Origin of the sequence: Pseudomonas sp. B14-6 (assembly GCF_013260315.1) — a bacterium.
GTDB lineage: Bacteria > Pseudomonadota > Gammaproteobacteria > Pseudomonadales > Pseudomonadaceae > Aquipseudomonas > Aquipseudomonas mandelii.
The window spans coordinates 2,482,592-2,498,474 of record NZ_CP053929.1; the positions used below are offsets into that span (position 1 = coordinate 2,482,592).

The window sequence follows — 15,883 nt, forward strand, 5'->3', positions numbered from 1 at the left end:
CAGGCCCTTACGCTTTTGTAGGAGCGGAACTTGCTCGCGAAGCAGGCAACTCGGTGTATCTGATAGACCGAGATGATGTGTTCGCGAGCAAGCTTCGCTCCTACGGATGCGGGGACCTGAGTCGCCGTTGGCGTTTGTTACGAGGCTGTTTTAATGCCGTTGTCCAACATCCGCATCATTCATCAGGACGCCGCCGTACTGGTGGTGGATAAACCGACCCTGCTGCTCTCTGTCCCTGGCCGGGCCGATGACAACAAGGACTGCCTGATCACCCGCCTGCAAGAAAACGGCTACCCGGAAGCGCGAATCGTACATCGCCTGGACTGGGAAACGTCCGGCATCATCCTGTTGGCCCGTGACCCGGACACTCATCGCGAGTTGTCTCGGCAATTTCACGACCGCGAAACCGAAAAAGCCTACACCGCCCTGTGCTGGGGACAACCGGAACTGGACAGCGGCAGCATCGACCTGCCCTTGCGCTACGATCCGCCGACCAAGCCTCGCCACGTGGTGGACCACGAGTTCGGCAAACACGCCCTGACCTTCTGGCGAGTGCTGGAACGTTGTGGCGACTGGTGCCGCGTCGAACTGACGCCGATCACCGGCCGTTCCCACCAGCTACGCGTACACATGCTTTCCATCGGCCACCCGCTATTGGGTGACGGGCTTTATGCCCACGAGCAAGCACTGGCCGCGTGGCCGCGTCTGTGCCTGCACGCCAGCATGCTCAGCTTCACCCATCCGCAAACCGGTGAACGCTTGCGCTTCGAATGCCCCGCACCGTTTTAAGCACTGCCTGACACGCAGTCGCCTGCTTTAGCAAAAGGATCCCCATCCCGATGAGCTTTACCGAATTCCCGGCAACACCGGTCAAGAAAACCCGACACCAACTGCTGTACCTGATCTACGGCAACCAGGACGTTTACCGACGCGAAGCCAAATTCAGTATTTTGACTGCGCTGTCCCACGCGAAAAGCGGCAAGCTCCCGAGCATTCGAGTCCTCACGGATCGTCCTCAGGATTACGCCGGCTGGCCGGTCGAAACGGTCATGCTGACCCAGGAAACCCTGACCCTGTGGCAAGGCGAAAACGGCTATCACCATCGTCGCAAGGCCTGCGCGATTGCCGCCGGCCTGCAGCTTGCTGAAAAAACCCTGTTCGTCGACACCGACACGCTGTTCACCAGCGACCCGAACCTGATCTTGAACCAGATTCAGCCGCAGCACTACTTGATGGATCGCTTCGAGTACGACTGGCAGGACGTGTGTGAACGTCCCGACTATGTGAAGCTCGGCGGTTGCCTGCAGGCTCACGGCGTCAGCGCGGACAATGGTTTCAAGCTGTACAACAGCGGATTGTGCGGCGTGACCGACGGAGATGGCGCCTTGTTCGAAGAGTCGATCACGCTCATCGACGAATGGACCCGGGACGGCTTCGACATCCACACCATCGAGCAGATCGCCCTGTCGTTCGCCATGCGCGACAAACCGGTTCATGAAGCGAAAAAATACATCTATCACTACTTCGCGGAAAAACGCTTTTTCCATGCGATGCAAGCGTATTTCTTTTCTCAGCATGGCGAGCGGTTCAGCCAGGAGCTGGTCGAACTGTGCCAGGACGTGCCGCGGGTCAAACCCTTCCCATCGGCCTGGCAGCGCCTGAAAATCAAATGGAAGCTGCGTAACCAGAGTGGCGCCCTACGCAAAGTCGGCCGCGATCTGCTTTACGGCAGCGCGGCACCCGATCATCCGTACTACACGGCCTGCCGCCACGAATGGTGGGAATGTGCCTCGCGGGAGATCCTTCGCTGGGACAAGGCTCAACAGAAAAAGCTGCTGGAGACTCATCAGAACGCCTGGCCCCCGCAATTGCCCAAGCCAGAAAAGCCAGAAGATGAGCGGATTATCATGAAGTACCTGAAAAAGCGGGTAGAGGCTGCCAGCTGACGTGACCGGTTCACGTCATGCCCAAAGGCCTCGGCCAATACGTTAAACTCCCGCCCACTGCTGTCTGGAGCTTCTTATGCGCGAAGAGTTGAACCAAGGCCTGATCGACTTCCTCAAGGCCTCCCCTACCCCGTTCCATGCCACTGCCAGCCTCGTTCAGCGTCTGGAAGCGGCGGGTTTTGTGCGCCTTGACGAGCGCGAGCCCTGGACCACTGAAGCCAAAGGTCGTTACTACGTCACCCGCAATGACTCGTCGATCGTCGCGATCAAGATGGGACGGCATTCACCGCTGCATGGCGGCATTCGCCTGGTCGGCGCCCACACCGACAGCCCGTGCCTGCGGGTCAAACCCCAGCCGGAATTGCAGCGCCAGGGTTTCTGGCAACTGGGCGTCGAAGTCTACGGCGGTGCGCTGCTGGCGCCGTGGTTTGACCGCGACTTGTCCCTGGCCGGCCGCGTGACGTTCCGCCGCGACGGCAAGGTCGAGAGCCAACTGATCGACTTCAAGGCGCCGATCGCCACCATCCCGAACCTGGCGATCCACCTCAATCGTGAAGCCAATATGGGTTGGGCCATCAACGCCCAGACCGAACTGCCCCCGATCCTCGCGCAATTTGCCGGTGACGAGCGTGTGGACTTCCGCGCCGTGCTCACCAATCAGCTAGCGCTGGAACATGGCCTGAATGCCGACGTGGTGCTCGACTACGAGCTGAGCTTCTACGACACTCAGAGCGCCGCCATTATCGGTTTGCATGGCGACTTCATCGCGGGCGCGCGCCTGGACAACTTGCTGTCGTGCTATGCCGGCCTGCAAGCCTTGCTGACCGCGGAAACCGAAGAAACCTGCGTGCTGGTGTGCAACGACCACGAAGAAGTCGGTTCCTGCTCGGCGTGCGGGGCCGATGGTCCGATGCTCGAGCAAACCTTGCGTCGCCTGCTGCCTGAAGGTGACGAATTCGTGCGCACCATTCAGAAATCCTTGCTGGTCTCGGCCGACAATGCCCACGGCGTGCACCCCAACTATGCGGAAAAGCACGACGCCAACCACGGCCCGAAACTCAACGCCGGCCCGGTGATCAAGGTCAACAGCAACCAGCGCTACGCCACCAACAGCGAAACCGCCGGGTTCTTCCGCCATCTGTGCATGGCCGAAGAGGTGCCGGTGCAAAGCTTCGTGGTACGCAGCGACATGGGCTGCGGCTCGACTATCGGCCCGATCACCGCCAGCCACCTGGGCGTGCGCACCGTGGACATCGGCCTGCCGACGTTCGCCATGCACTCGATCCGTGAACTGTGCGGCAGCCACGACCTGGCCCACCTGGTCAAAGTGCTGAGCGCGTTCTACGCCTGCCAGGAATTGCCGTAATTTCGCGCCAATGAATGTCCGGAATGCTATCTGTGGCGAGGGAGCTTGCTCCCGCTCGACTGCGCAGCAGTCGCAACCCCCGGTGAATGCGTGCTGTCTGATAGATCGCGATAGCTGGGGTTGCTTCGCAACCCAGCGGGAGCAAGCTGCCTCGCCACAATGATCGCGCCGCATTCATGATTGATCTCTGACCACCGGTCGCCCAAAAGCCACCTAGACTTAAGCTATCCCCTTCGACAAGGCAGTCACCCATGATCTCGATGTCTTCATTCCATGCCATGCTGATCCCCATTCTCGCCGGGATGATCTTGCTGGCAATCGGCTTCAACTTCCGCGACAAAAACGCCGGCGTGTTCGCCATGTGGATCGGCATGCTGACGATCCTTGCCACCGTGGTGTTCAAGATCCTCGCCAAACTCAACGAATAAATCCTCCCCCTTGGCTCGCATTGATTTTGACGGGCTCGTACACTCGGCCGATCCGTCCCCCCGAGGTTGACCGCCTAGTGTTCGCTCGTCTTTTCGCCCTGCCGTGTTTCTTCCTTGTCTGCCTGATGACGCTGCTGCCGATGGCGCCTGCCCAGGCGGTCGGTTTGCCGGGCTTGCTCAACAGTTCGGCCAAGGCCCAGCCAGAAGCGCAAGAACCGCTGGGCCAATCACTGGACGAAGTCATCAAGTCGCTGGAGAACGATCAGCAGCGGAGCAAACTGCTGGCGGACCTGAAAAAGCTGCGAGATGTCACCAAAAAGGCTCAGCCGGCCGCCGAAGAAGGCGTACTCGGCCTGATCGGCGGCACACTGGCCACCTTCGAAAAACAGTTTTCCGGTGCCGACAGCCCGCTCACGCGCTGGTCCGAAGAATTTGACCTGGCCAAAGACGAACTGACCGCGCTGATGCTGCCGGCCAACGAGTGGCTGCCGATCATCTTTGCCTTCGCCATGATTCTGATGGTCTGGAGCCTGCTGGCCGCTGCGCTGATCTGGGTCAGTCACCGGGTGCGCATGCGCTTCGGCCTCACCGAAGAACTGCCGCAACACCCCAAGGCCCTGGACATGTTGCGCTTCGCCCTGCGCAAACTCGGGCCGTGGCTGATTGCCTTGGTCATCACGGTCTACATGAGCTATGCCCTGCCCTCATCCTTGGGCAAAAGCCTGGCCATGGTGCTGGCCTACGCGCTGGTGGTCGGCACCTGCTTTTCGGCGATCTGCGTGATCGCGTTTTCCTTGCTCGACGGCCCGCATCGTCACCGGGCCTTGTACATCCTGCGCCATCAAGCCTTTCGACCGTTGTGGCTGATCGGCAGTTTCGCCGCATTCGGTGAAGCACTGAGCGATCCGCGCCTGGTCGCCAGCCTGGGCAGTCACCTGGCCCACTCCGCCGCCACCGTCGCCAACGTCCTGGCGGCGCTGTCCACCGGGCTGTTCATCCTGCGTTTCCGCCGCCCCATCGCCCACCTGATCCGCAACCAGCCGTTGTCCCGACGTCTGACGCGCCGCGCGCTCAGCGACACCATCGAGATTCTCGGCACCTTCTGGTACGTGCCCGCGCTGGTGCTGGTGGGCATCTCGCTGTTCGCCACCTTCGTCTCGGCCGGCGACACCAGCACCGCATTGCGCCAGGCGCTGATCTGCACCGTGCTGCTGGTGTTGTGCATGGTCATCAACGGCCTGGTTCGTCGTCATTCGCTTAAACCGCAAAAGGGTGTGAAGCGTCATGCGCTGTATTCAGAGCGCCTGAAAAGTTTCTTCTACACCCTCGCCCATCTCGTGGTCTGGCTGGTGTTCATCGAACTGGGCCTGCGAGTCTGGGGCATGTCGCTGATTGCCTTCACCGAAGGCGAAGGCCATGAAGTCAGCGTCAAACTGTTCAGCCTCGCCGGTACGCTGATTTTTGCCTGGCTGATCTGGATCCTCAGCGACACCGCGGTGCACCACGCCCTCACCCGCTCGCGCAAAGGCCTGGCCAACGCCCGCGCGCAGACAATGATGCCGCTGATCCGCAACGTGCTGTTCGTGGCGATTTTCATCATTGCGCTGATCGTCGCGCTGGCGAACATGGGCATGAACGTCACGCCACTGCTGGCCGGTGCCGGCGTGATCGGCCTGGCCATCGGTTTCGGTGCGCAATCGCTGGTCGCGGATTTGATCACCGGCCTGTTCATCATCATCGAAGATTCCCTGGCTATCGATGACTACGTGGATGTCGGCGGCCACCTCGGCACTGTCGAAGGCCTGACCATCCGCACCGTTCGCCTGCGGGACATCGACGGCATCGTCCATACCATTCCGTTCAGCGAAATCAAAAGCATCAAGAACTACTCCCGGGAATTCGGCTACGCGATCTTCCGGGTGGCGGTGCCCGCCAGCATGGACATCGACGAGGCGATCAAGCTGATGCGCGAAGTCGGCCAGAAAATGCGCGCCGACCCGCTGCAACGGCGCAATATCTGGTCGCCACTGGAGATTCAGGGTGTCGAAAGTTTCGAGTCGGGCAACGCGATTCTTCGGGCGCGGTTCAAGACTGCACCGATCAAGCAGTGGGAGGTTTCACGGGCGTTCAATCTGTCGCTGAAGCGGCATCTGGATGAGGCCGGGATGGACCTGGCGATGCCGCGAATGAGTGTGCAGGTGATTACGGCCGGTGGTGGGCCGCAGAAGGATGTATCTGCTACTTGATTGATAGGGTGGCTGTGAGGACGCCATCGCGAGCAGGCTCACTCCTACATTTGAAATGCATTCCAATGTAGGAGTGAGCCTGCTCGCGATGGGAGCGACGCGGTCTCCCTGGCTAAACCACATCCACCCCGACATGAATCGCATCATGGCGCCAAAACTCCAGGTCGCAATCGATCAACCGCTCGTGCTGATCGTAGTTGACCCGAGCAATCCGCAACCCCGGGCTCCCCACCGACACCCGTAACGCTGCCGCCGCATCGACCGACAACGCCGTCGGCACGATCTCGAAACGCACCCGACCGTAGTGCAAGTCGTAATGCCTGGCGTACAACTCGGTGATCGACTGATTCAGATCGAAATCCAGAATCCCCGGAAAGTACTGCGGATTCAGGTAGTGCTCCACATAGAGCACCAGCCGCTCATCAATGCGCCGCGCCCGGCAGATCTGAATCACGCTGGACAACGCCGGCAACTGCAACCACGCACACACCGCCGCCGACGCCGGTTGCAACCGCGCCGAAATCACCTCGGTGGACGGCACCCGCCCCTGCGCACTGACCATCGCGTGAAAGTGACTGCGCTGCATCAAGTTGTAAGCCAGGCGCGGTGGCGACACGAACCAGCCACGGCGTTCCTCCCGATAAATCTGCCCTTGGGCTTCCAGTTGCAACAAGGCTTCACGCACGGTGATACGCGTGGTGCCGAACAACTCACTGAGCTTGCGCTCGGCCGGCAGTTTGCTCCCGGGCGCCAACAGGCCATGGTCGAGCTGTTCTTGCAGAACCTGCCCGATGGCTGTCACCGCTTTGGTTGTCTCGATGCGCATCAACGTTACCTATCTGGACTAGACCAGCACTGTTTCGGGGCAGAACCGTGATTCAAACTGGCTCCATCAACTCCCTGCAAGCCTAGGCACTGCTTGTGACTGGCAGATGACAAAGCCGCCGAACGGTTGCGCCAGACACCTGCAAATTCACGGCCAAGTCCTTTTGTATCAGCCCTTTAGCCATGGTCTACGCTTACTCGCAAGCCTGAGCATCACCGCTCGAAAAATATAGGCCGACCGATCGTCGACATCAAAATGTCATCAGCGGCGCCTAAATTGGCTCAGGTATTGCTGACCTAGACCAACACAACCGCAATCGCAGCGTTGAAAACGCCCAAAGGAGCTTCGGATGAAAAAGCTTTTCCTGGCATCACTGTTAGGCTCGACCATTGCCATGTGCAGCGCCGCCATGGCCGCTGATGATATGAAAACCCTGGAAGCCGCTGCGAAAGCGGAAGGTGCGGTCAATAGCGTCGGCATGCCCGATGACTGGGCCAACTGGAAAGGCACCTGGGCAGACCTGGCCACGAAATACGGCTTGAAACACATCGACACCGACATGAGTTCGGCGCAGGAAATCGCCAAGTTCGCCGCCGAGAAAGACAACGCCAGTGCCGACATCGGCGACGTCGGCGCAGCCTTCGGCCCGATCGCGGTCAAACAAGGCGTGGTGCAACCCTACAAGCCAAGCACCTGGGACCAGATCCCGGACTGGGCCAAGGACAAGGACGGCAACTGGGCACTGGCGTACACCGGCACCATCGCGTTCATCATCAACAAGAAGCTGCTGCACGGTTCCGAAGCTCCGACCAAGTGGGCGGATCTGAAAACCGGTAAATACAAGGTATCGATCGGTGACGTGAGCACCGCCGCCCAGGCCGCCAACGGTGTACTGGCCGCCGCACTGGCCAACGGTGGCGACGAAAAGAACCTGCAGCCAGCGTTGTTGCTGTTCGCAGATATCGCCAAGCAGGGCCGCCTGTCCATGGCCAACCCGACCATCGCCACGATGGAAAAGGGTGAAATCGAAGTCGGCGTGGTCTGGGATTTCAACGGCCTGAGCTACAAGGCCAAGATGGCGAACCCCGATGACTACGTGGTGCTGATCCCTTCCGACGGTTCGGTGATTTCCGGCTACACCACCATCATCAACAAATACGCGAAGAACCCGAACGCCGCCAAGCTGACCCGCGAATACATCTTCAGCGATGCCGGTCAGATCAACCTGGCGAAAGGTAATGCCCGTCCAATCCGCGCCGAGCACATCAAGCTGCCGGCTGACGTCCAGGCCAAGCTGCTGCCAAACGAGCAGTACAAAAAGGTCACGCCGATCAAAGACGCGGATGCGTGGGAAAAGACTTCCAAGGCTTTGCCGCAGAAGTGGAACGAAGAAGTCCTCGTCGAAATGAAATAACCCTGTAGCCCGACTTCTGTCGGGCTGATGGAGATCCAAATGCAGGAGCGAGCCTGCTCGCGAAAAGCGGACTGACATTCAACACCTGTGTTGACTGACCCGGCGCCTTCGCGAGCAGGCTCGCTCCCACAATGGACCGTGGTGAATTCAAGTTTTATGAATGTCTGTTTCGCGGAGTTTTTGCCCCTATGAAGCACAACGTCATCCTTGTCGTGCTCGACGGCCTCAACTATGAAGTCGCGCGCCACGCCTTGGGGCACCTGCAGGCTTACGTCGGCGCAGGACGCGCGGCACTCTACAAACTGGAGTGCGAACTGCCGGCCCTGTCCCGACCGCTTTACGAATGCATCCTCACCGGCGTCCCGCCCATCGAGAGCGGCATCGTCCAAAACAACGTCGCGCGCCTGTCCAACCAGCGCAGCATTTATCACTACGCCACGGATGCCGGCCTGACTACCGCCGCCGCGGCCTATCACTGGGTCAGCGAGTTGTATAACCGCTCGCCGTTCGAGGCCGCCCGGGATCGTCACACCGACAACCCCGACCTGCCGATCCAGCACGGTCACTTCTACTGGAACGATCACTACCCGGATTCGCACCTGTTCGCCGACGCTGAAAACCTGCGTCTGCGCCACGCGCCCAACTTTTTGTTGATCCACCCCATGAACATCGACGACGCCGGGCACAAGCACGGCCTCGACACCCCGCAATACCGCAACAGTGCCCGCTCGGTGGACATTATCCTGGCCGACTACCTGCAAACCTGGCTCGACGCCGGCTACCAAGTGCTGGTGACCGCCGACCACGGCATGAACAACGACCGCTCGCACAACGGCCTGCTGGCGGAAGAACGGGAAGTGCCGCTGTTTGTCCTGGGCGATGCCTTCAGCTTCAACGCCAGCGCCGCGCCCAAACAGACTGACATTTGCGGCACGGTCTGCGAACTGCTGGGCGTGGCCCACGACAAACCTGTCTGCCGGGAGCTGCTCAAGTGAATGCCATGACCCGTGGTAAATGGCTGGCAGCGTTGTGCCTGGTGCCTTTCGCTCTGTTTTTTATTGTGTTCGAGATCGCGCCGCTGGTCTGGGTAATGATCAACAGCCTGCAATCGGAAGAGTTCGGCTGGGGCTTGGCCAACTTCACCAAGATCTTCAATTCGAAGTTCTATCTGCAAGCGATCCAGTACAGCCTCGAGATCAGTTTCTGGTCCAGCGTATTCGGGATCATCATCGCGGTGCTCGGCGCCTATTCCCTGCGCCGGGTCGACTCGAAACTGCGTAACTTCGTGAATGCTTTCGCCAACATGACCAGCAACTTCGCCGGCGTGCCCCTGGCCTTTGCCTTCATCATTTTGCTGGGGTTCAACGGCAGCTTCACCATCATGCTCAAGCAGGCCGGGATCATTCAGGACTTCAACCTGTATTCGAAAACCGGGCTGATCATTCTCTACACCTACTTCCAGATTCCATTGGGCGTGCTGCTGCTTTATCCGGCGTTCGATGCCTTGCGCGAAGACTGGCGTGAGTCCGCCGAACTGCTCGGCGCCAACGGCTGGCAGTTCTGGCGCCACATCGGTTTGCCGGTGCTGACCCCTGCGCTGCTCGGCACTTTCGTGATTTTGCTGGCCAACGCGCTTGGCGCCTACGCCACGGTTTACGCGCTGACCACCGGCAACTTCAACGTACTGCCGATCCGCATCGCGGCGATGGTGTCCGGCGACATTTCCCTGGATCCGAACCTGGCCAGCGCGCTGGCCGTGGTACTCGTGGCGTTGATGACCCTGGTGACCATCGTGCATCAGCTGCTGTTGAAGAGGAGCTACCATGTCTCGCGCTGAACTGGGCCCCGCCGGTGTCTATCACCGGGTGGTGGTGTACGTGCTGTTTGCCATTCTGTTGTTGCCGCTGGCCGGGACGTTGATCTACTCCATCGCCAGCAGCTGGTCGGCGACCATTCTGCCGAGCGGCTTTACCTTCAAGTGGTACATCCAGCTGTGGAGCGATCCGCGCTTTCTGCATGCCTTCGGTCAGTCGCTACTCGTCTGCGTCGGCGCGTTGATTCTGTCAGTGGTGCTGATTCTGCCGCTGCTGTTCGTGGTGCATTACCACTTCCCCAAACTCGATGCGCTGATGAACATCCTGATCCTGCTGCCCTTCGCGGTACCGCCAGTAGTGTCCTCGGTGGGGCTGTTGCAGCTCTACGGTTCCGGGCCGTTTGCGATGGTTGGTACGCCGTGGATTCTGATCGGCTGCTACTTCACCATCGCGCTGCCGTTCATGTACCGGGCGATCACCAACAACCTGCAAGCGATCAACCTGCGCGACCTGATGGACGCCGCACAACTGCTCGGTGCCAGCACCTGGCAAGCCGCGTTCCTGGTGGTGCTGCCGAACCTGCGCAAGGGGTTGATGGTGGCATTGCTGCTGTCGTTCTCGTTCCTGTTCGGTGAATTCGTGTTCGCCAACATCCTGGTCGGCACCCGCTACGAAACCTTGCAGGTCTACCTCAACAACATGCGTAACAGCAGCGGCCACTTCACCAGTGCGCTGGTGATTTCCTACTTCTTCTTTGTGCTAATTCTGACCTGGGCGGCCAATATCTTGAACAAGGACAAAAGCGAATGAGCTATGTCAGCGTCCAACATCTTCAAAAAAATTACGCGGGCACCACCGTCTTCAGCGACATCAACTGCGAAATCCAGAAAGGTGAGTTCGTCACCCTCCTCGGCCCGTCCGGTTGCGGCAAGTCCACGCTGTTGCGTTGCATCGCCGGCCTGACGCCGGTGGATGGCGGCAAGATTCTGCTGGAGGGCGTCGATCTGGTTCCGATGAGCCCACAGAAACGCGGGATTGGCATGGTGTTCCAGAGTTATGCACTGTTCCCCAACATGACCGTGGAGCAGAACATCGCCTTCGGTCTGCGCATGCAAAAGGTCAACGCCGACGACAGCCAGAAGCGTGTCGCCGAAGTGCTGAAACTGGTGGAGCTCAATGACTTCGCCGCGCGCTACCCGCATCAATTGTCGGGCGGCCAGTGCCAGCGCGTGGCCCTCGCCCGCTCATTGGTTACCCGTCCGCGGCTGTTGTTGCTGGACGAACCGCTGTCGGCCCTCGATGCGCGGATTCGCAAGCACCTGCGCGAACAGATCCGTCAGATCCAGCGTGAACTCGGTCTGACCACGATCTTCGTCACACACGATCAGGAAGAAGCCCTGACCATGTCTGACCGGATTTTCCTGATGAATCAGGGAAAGATCGTACAGAGCGGCGACGCCGAAACCCTCTACACCGCGCCCGTGGATGTGTTTGCCGCCGGTTTCATCGGCAACTACAACCTGCTGGACGCCGACAGCGCCTCGAAACTGCTGCAACGGCCGATCAACCACCGCATCGCGATTCGCCCGGAAGCCATCGAGCTGAGCCTCAATGGCGAGCTTGATGCGCAAGTACGCAGCCACAGTTTGCTGGGCAACGTGATTCGCTATCGGGTCGAAGCCCGGGGCGTGGAATTGGTGGTGGATGTGCTGAACCGCTCGGCGGCCGATCTGCACCCCGATGGTCAGCGCCTGGCACTTTCCATCGATCCGACTGCCCTGTGTGAAGTAGCTTGAAAACAGCTGCAAGCTGCAAGCTGCGAGCGACAAGTTGTAAACTGCTCACCACCTCAATCACTTCTTGCGGCTTGAAACTTGCCGCTTGAAGCTGTTCTCGGAGAGAACCGCACTAATGGCCTTGGCAATTTTTGATCTGGACGAAACCCTGATCCACGGCGACTGCGCCACCCTCTGGAGCGCGCAAATGGGCCGCCTGGGCTGGGTCGATCCCGAGTCGTTCATGCGTCAGAACAACGAACTGATGGACGCTTACAGCCACGGCAAACTGCGCATGGAGGAGTATATGACCTTCAGCCTGGAGCCGATGATCGGGCGCACACCGGAAGAGGTCGAGCATTTGGTCGGGCCTTGGGTGGAAGACTTCATCGAGCCGATCATCTTCAGTGACGCCACCAAAGCCATCGCCGCCCATCGCAAGGCCGGTGACCGGATTCTGGTGATCTCGGCCTCGGGCACGCACTTGGTCAAGCCGATTGCCGACCGTCTGGGCATCGACGAGATTCTCGCCATCGAACTGGAAGTGACGCATGGCGTTTACAGCGGTCAGACCGTCGGCACCCTGACCTACCGCGAAGGCAAGATCGTCCGGTTGCTGGAGTGGCTGGATGCGGAAGAGGAGAATCTGGAAGGTGCGAGTTTCTATTCCGACTCGCGTAACGATTTACCGCTGCTGTTGAAGGTGGATTTCCCACACGTGGTGAACCCGGATCCGGTGTTGCTTGAGCACGCCGAAAAAGCCGGCTGGCCAATCCATATCTGGAAGTAACCGATACCCCTGTAGGAGCGCCGCCCGCTCGCTCCTACAGGTTCAGTGTGTCCTTCAGGTCAGGCTTGGGTCGATTATCAGGACCAGCTTCCCCGCCACCTTATTACTCGCCAACTCCGCAAACGCCGCTTCGGCGTCCTTGATCGGGTAGGTCTTCGCCAACTGGGGACTCAACCGCCCTTCAGCAAACAACGGCCACACATGCTGGCTCAAATCACTGAACAAATCCGCCTTGAACTGCTCATCGCGACTGCGCAACGTCGAGCCCAGCAGTTGCACGCGCTTGGCCAGAACCTGCGCCAGATCCAGGTTCGCATCACGACCGCCCATCAAGCCGATCAGCACCCAGCGACCATCCAGAGCCAGCATTTTCAGGTTCAGCGCGGCGTAGTTGCCGCCGACCGGATCGAGAATCACATCGAACGGTCCCAGGTCGCGCAAGCTGTCCAGGTCGCCCGTGCGCACCACCCCCCCTGCGCACCCAGCGCTTCGCAATAAGCCAGACGCTCGGCGGAACCGACGCTGACCCAGCACGGGTTGCCAAAGGCCTTGCATAGCTGAATGGCCGCTGAACCGATTCCACTTGCTCCGGCGTGCAGAAGAACTTTCTCACCCGGTTTGAGCGCAGCGAGTTGAAACAAATTCAGCCAGACGGTCGCGTACACCTCCGGCAACGCCGCCGCCTCGGCCAGGGACAAACCTTCGGGGACCGGCAGCACATGCCGTCCGTCGACAACTACCTCTTCGGCCATCCCGCCCCGGCCAGCAAGGCGCAGACCCGATCGCCGACTTGCCAGGACGAGCCCGGGCCGACTTCGCTGATCACCCCCGAACACTCAAGACCCAGTACCTGACTGGCTCCCGGCGGTGGCGGATAAAGCCCTGCTTTCTGTAACAAATCGGCGCGATTGAGGCCTGCTGCCGCCACTCGAATCCGAACTTGTCCTACATCGCATGTAGGACTGGGCTCTTCAACCCACTCCACTTGACCTTCCACGCCTTGCAATGCTTTCACAGTGCCTCCATAGTGAGTCTGGACTGAGCCCGTAGCTGTAGCGCCGGGCTTTCTTGCATTATGTGACCGGCCCTTTGTGGAACCGGCGACTTCAAAGACGGCCTAATATGCGTGATCAATTGTCTCCGCGTCGAATCAGCATGAAGCATTTTTTCCCCAGCACCGCCCTAGCCCTATTCATTGGTATCGGCCTGTTGCCGATGTCGAGCAATACATTCGCAGCCAATAGCTGGGACAAGCTTCAGCCTGATCGTGACGAAGTGATAGCCAGCCTGAACGTCGTCGAACTGCTCAAGCGCCATCACTACAGCAAGCCGCCGCTCGATGACGCGCGCTCCGTGATCATCTATGACAGCTACCTCAAGCTGCTGGATCCGTCGCGCAGCTACTTCATGGCCAGCGACATTGCCGAATTCGACAAGTGGAAGACCCAGTTCGACGACTTCCTGAAAAGCGGCGATCTCAACGCCGGGTTCACCATCTACAAGCGCTACCTGGACCGCGTCAAAGCGCGTCTGGACTTTGCCCTTGCCGAGCTGAACAAGGGCGTCGACAAAATCGACTTCAATACCAAGGAAACCTTGCTGATCGATCGCAAGGACGCCCCTTGGCTCAAGTCCACCGCAGAACTCGACGACCTGTGGCGCAAACGCGTCAAGGACGAAGTCTTGCGGCAGAAGATCGCGGGCAAGGATTCCAAGCAGATTCAGGAAACCTTGACCAAGCGCTACAAAAACCAGTTGGCGCGCCTGGACCAGACCCGTGCGGAAGATATCTTCCAGGCGTACATCAACACCTTCGCCATGTCCTACGACCCGCACACCAACTATCTGTCGCCGGATAACGCGGAAAACTTCGACATCAACATGAGCCTGTCCCTCGAGGGCATCGGCGCCGTGTTGCAGAGCGATAACGACCAGGTGAAAGTCGTGCGCCTGGTACCTGCCGGCCCGGCCGACAAGACCAAACAGGTTGCACCGGCCGACAAGATCATCGGCGTTGCCCAAGGCAACAAAGAGATGGTCGACGTGGTCGGCTGGCGCCTGGACGAAGTGGTCAAGCTGATCCGTGGTCCGAAAGGCACCGTGGTGCGCCTGGAAGTGATTCCGGCCAGCAATGCGCCAAACGACCAGACCAGCAAGATCGTGCCGATCACCCGCGAAGCGGTGAAGCTTGAAGACCAGGCAGTGAAGAAGTCGGTGCTCAACCTGAAACAGGATGGCAAGGACTACAAGCTCGGCGTCATCGAGATCCCGGCCTTCTACCTCGACTTCAAGGCGTTCCGTGCCGGCGATCCGGATTACAAGAGCACCACTCGCGACGTCAAGAAACTGCTGACCGAGCTGCAGAAAGAGAAAGTCGACGGCGTGGTCATCGACTTGCGCAACAACGGCGGCGGCTCTCTGCAGGAAGCCACCGAGCTGACCAGTCTGTTCATCGACAAAGGTCCGACCGTGCTGGTGCGTAATGCCGACGGCCGTGTCGATGTGCTGGAAGATGAAAACCCGGGCGCATTCTACAAAGGCCCGATGGCGTTACTGGTCAACCGCTTGTCCGCCTCGGCTTCGGAGATTTTTGCCGGCGCCATGCAGGACTACCACCGTGCACTGATTATCGGTGGCCAGACCTTCGGTAAAGGCACCGTGCAGACCATTCAGCCGTTGAACCATGGCGAGCTGAAACTGACCCTGGCCAAGTTCTACCGGGTTTCCGGCCAGAGCACCCAGCATCAGGGCGTACTGCCGGACATCGATTACCCGTCGATCATCGACACCAAGGAAATCGGCGAAAGCGCCCTGCCGGAAGCCATGCCGTGGGACACCATCCGCGCGGCCATCAAGCCGGCGGCCGACCCTTTCAAACCGTACATCACGCAGCTCAAATCCGAGCATGACGTGCGCACGGCCAAAGACGCCGAATTCGTGTTCATTCGTGACAAGCTGGCCCTGGCCCAGAAGCTGATGACAGAGAAAACCGTCAGCCTCAATGAAGCCGATCGCCGTGCGCAACACGCCGATATCGAAGCCAAGCAACTGGTGATGGAAAACATCCGTCGCAAGGCCAAGGGCGAAGAGCCGCTCAAAGAGCTGAAGAAAGAAGACGAAGACGCCATCGCGGCCGAGCCGGACAAGACCAAGCCAGAAGACGATGCCTACTTGAGCGAGACCGGGCGGATTCTGTTGGACTACCTGAAACTCAACACCGCGGTCGCCAAGCACTAAAATGATGGCAATTTAATGCTGACGCTCCCCGGAGCGTCATC

The 15,883-nt window shown here is 59.5% G+C and carries 13 protein-coding genes and 1 pseudogene; 12 read left to right on the plus strand and 2 right to left on the minus strand.

Annotation, left to right across the window (positions count from 1 at the left end; all coding sequences use genetic code 11):
* The first annotated feature begins 153 nt into the window (after positions 1–153).
* From HP062_RS11240 to HP062_RS11260, 5 genes are all read left to right on the plus strand, one after another.
* Entirely contained in the window at positions 154–789 is a 636-nt protein-coding gene (locus tag HP062_RS11240; protein WP_030131660.1) for an RluA family pseudouridine synthase, read from the plus strand.
* A gap of 50 nt (positions 790–839) precedes the next feature.
* Positions 840–1,946 carry a hypothetical protein gene (locus HP062_RS11245; protein ID WP_172791413.1) on the plus strand — a complete coding sequence of 369 codons (1,107 nt, stop codon included), beginning with the start codon at positions 840–842 and terminating at the stop codon, positions 1,944–1,946.
* 76 nt (positions 1,947–2,022) lie between these two features.
* Positions 2,023–3,312 (plus strand): M18 family aminopeptidase, encoded by a 1,290-nt coding sequence (locus tag HP062_RS11250; RefSeq protein ID WP_172791414.1) that lies wholly within the window; start codon positions 2,023–2,025, stop codon positions 3,310–3,312.
* Positions 3,313–3,563: 251 nt separating this feature from the next.
* Positions 3,564–3,740: a hypothetical protein gene (locus HP062_RS11255; protein ID WP_008031437.1), complete on the plus strand. Its 177-nt coding sequence runs from the start codon at positions 3,564–3,566 to the stop codon at positions 3,738–3,740.
* A 77-nt stretch (positions 3,741–3,817) separates the two neighbouring features.
* Positions 3,818–5,986, plus strand: a complete 2,169-nt coding sequence (locus HP062_RS11260; RefSeq protein WP_077748163.1) for a mechanosensitive ion channel family protein — start codon at positions 3,818–3,820, stop codon at positions 5,984–5,986.
* 112 nt (positions 5,987–6,098) lie between these two features.
* Here the strand turns inward: HP062_RS11260 and HP062_RS11265 are convergent, their stop codons facing one another.
* Positions 6,099–6,812 carry a UTRA domain-containing protein gene (locus HP062_RS11265; RefSeq protein WP_010456716.1) on the minus strand — a complete coding sequence of 238 codons (714 nt, stop codon included), beginning with the start codon at positions 6,810–6,812 and terminating at the stop codon, positions 6,099–6,101.
* Between the two features lie 349 nt (positions 6,813–7,161).
* On the opposite strand from HP062_RS11265, the gene HP062_RS11270 reads away from it, so the two are divergent.
* The 6 genes from HP062_RS11270 (at position 7,162) to HP062_RS11295 (ending at position 12,605) form a co-directional block, all read left to right on the plus strand.
* Positions 7,162–8,226 (plus strand): ABC transporter substrate-binding protein, encoded by a 1,065-nt coding sequence (locus HP062_RS11270; protein ID WP_077748162.1) that lies wholly within the window; start codon positions 7,162–7,164, stop codon positions 8,224–8,226.
* Between the two features lie 188 nt (positions 8,227–8,414).
* Positions 8,415–9,221: an alkaline phosphatase family protein gene (locus tag HP062_RS11275; RefSeq protein WP_172791415.1), complete on the plus strand. Its 807-nt coding sequence runs from the start codon at positions 8,415–8,417 to the stop codon at positions 9,219–9,221.
* 5 nt (positions 9,222–9,226) lie between these two features.
* Positions 9,227–10,063: an ABC transporter permease subunit gene (locus HP062_RS11280; protein ID WP_154501365.1), complete on the plus strand. Its 837-nt coding sequence runs from the start codon at positions 9,227–9,229 to the stop codon at positions 10,061–10,063.
* On the plus strand, positions 10,050–10,850 hold the full coding sequence (locus HP062_RS11285) for an ABC transporter permease (protein ID WP_172791416.1): 801 nt from the start codon (positions 10,050–10,052) through the stop codon (positions 10,848–10,850). Before HP062_RS11280 ends, HP062_RS11285 begins: the two co-directional genes overlap by 14 nt.
* Positions 10,847–11,836 (plus strand): ABC transporter ATP-binding protein, encoded by a 990-nt coding sequence (locus HP062_RS11290; protein WP_172791417.1) that lies wholly within the window; start codon positions 10,847–10,849, stop codon positions 11,834–11,836. Before HP062_RS11285 ends, HP062_RS11290 begins: the two co-directional genes overlap by 4 nt.
* A gap of 115 nt (positions 11,837–11,951) precedes the next feature.
* Positions 11,952–12,605: an HAD family phosphatase gene (locus tag HP062_RS11295; protein ID WP_083376031.1), complete on the plus strand. Its 654-nt coding sequence runs from the start codon at positions 11,952–11,954 to the stop codon at positions 12,603–12,605.
* Positions 12,606–12,659: 54 nt separating this feature from the next.
* Here the strand turns inward: HP062_RS11295 and HP062_RS11300 are convergent.
* A pseudogene (locus HP062_RS11300) lies at positions 12,660–13,620 on the minus strand (zinc-binding dehydrogenase).
* Positions 13,621–13,760: 140 nt separating this feature from the next.
* On the opposite strand from HP062_RS11300, the gene HP062_RS11305 reads away from it, so the two are divergent.
* Positions 13,761–15,842, plus strand: a complete 2,082-nt coding sequence (locus HP062_RS11305; protein ID WP_010456732.1) for a carboxy terminal-processing peptidase — start codon at positions 13,761–13,763, stop codon at positions 15,840–15,842.
* Positions 15,843–15,883 lie beyond the last annotated feature (41 nt).

Excerpts from the sequence above, each read along its gene's own strand:
- HP062_RS11285 (WP_172791416.1), top strand. The coding sequence starts at position 10,050 with ATGTCTCGCGCTGAACTGGGCCCCGCCGGTGTCTATCACCGGGTGGTG.
- HP062_RS11305 (WP_010456732.1), top strand. The coding sequence starts at position 13,761 with ATGAAGCATTTTTTCCCCAGCACCGCCCTAGCCCTATTCATTGGTATC.
- HP062_RS11250 (WP_172791414.1), top strand. The coding sequence starts at position 2,023 with ATGCGCGAAGAGTTGAACCAAGGCCTGATCGACTTCCTCAAGGCCTCC.
- HP062_RS11270 (WP_077748162.1), top strand. The coding sequence starts at position 7,162 with ATGAAAAAGCTTTTCCTGGCATCACTGTTAGGCTCGACCATTGCCATG.
- HP062_RS11275 (WP_172791415.1), top strand. The coding sequence starts at position 8,415 with ATGAAGCACAACGTCATCCTTGTCGTGCTCGACGGCCTCAACTATGAA.
- HP062_RS11290 (WP_172791417.1), top strand. The coding sequence starts at position 10,847 with ATGAGCTATGTCAGCGTCCAACATCTTCAAAAAAATTACGCGGGCACC.
- HP062_RS11280 (WP_154501365.1), top strand. The coding sequence starts at position 9,227 with ATGACCCGTGGTAAATGGCTGGCAGCGTTGTGCCTGGTGCCTTTCGCT.
- HP062_RS11255 (WP_008031437.1), top strand. The coding sequence starts at position 3,564 with ATGATCTCGATGTCTTCATTCCATGCCATGCTGATCCCCATTCTCGCC.
- HP062_RS11265 (WP_010456716.1), bottom strand. The coding sequence starts at position 6,812 with ATGCGCATCGAGACAACCAAAGCGGTGACAGCCATCGGGCAGGTTCTG.
- HP062_RS11240 (WP_030131660.1), top strand. The coding sequence starts at position 154 with ATGCCGTTGTCCAACATCCGCATCATTCATCAGGACGCCGCCGTACTG.
- HP062_RS11295 (WP_083376031.1), top strand. The coding sequence starts at position 11,952 with ATGGCCTTGGCAATTTTTGATCTGGACGAAACCCTGATCCACGGCGAC.
- HP062_RS11245 (WP_172791413.1), top strand. The coding sequence starts at position 840 with ATGAGCTTTACCGAATTCCCGGCAACACCGGTCAAGAAAACCCGACAC.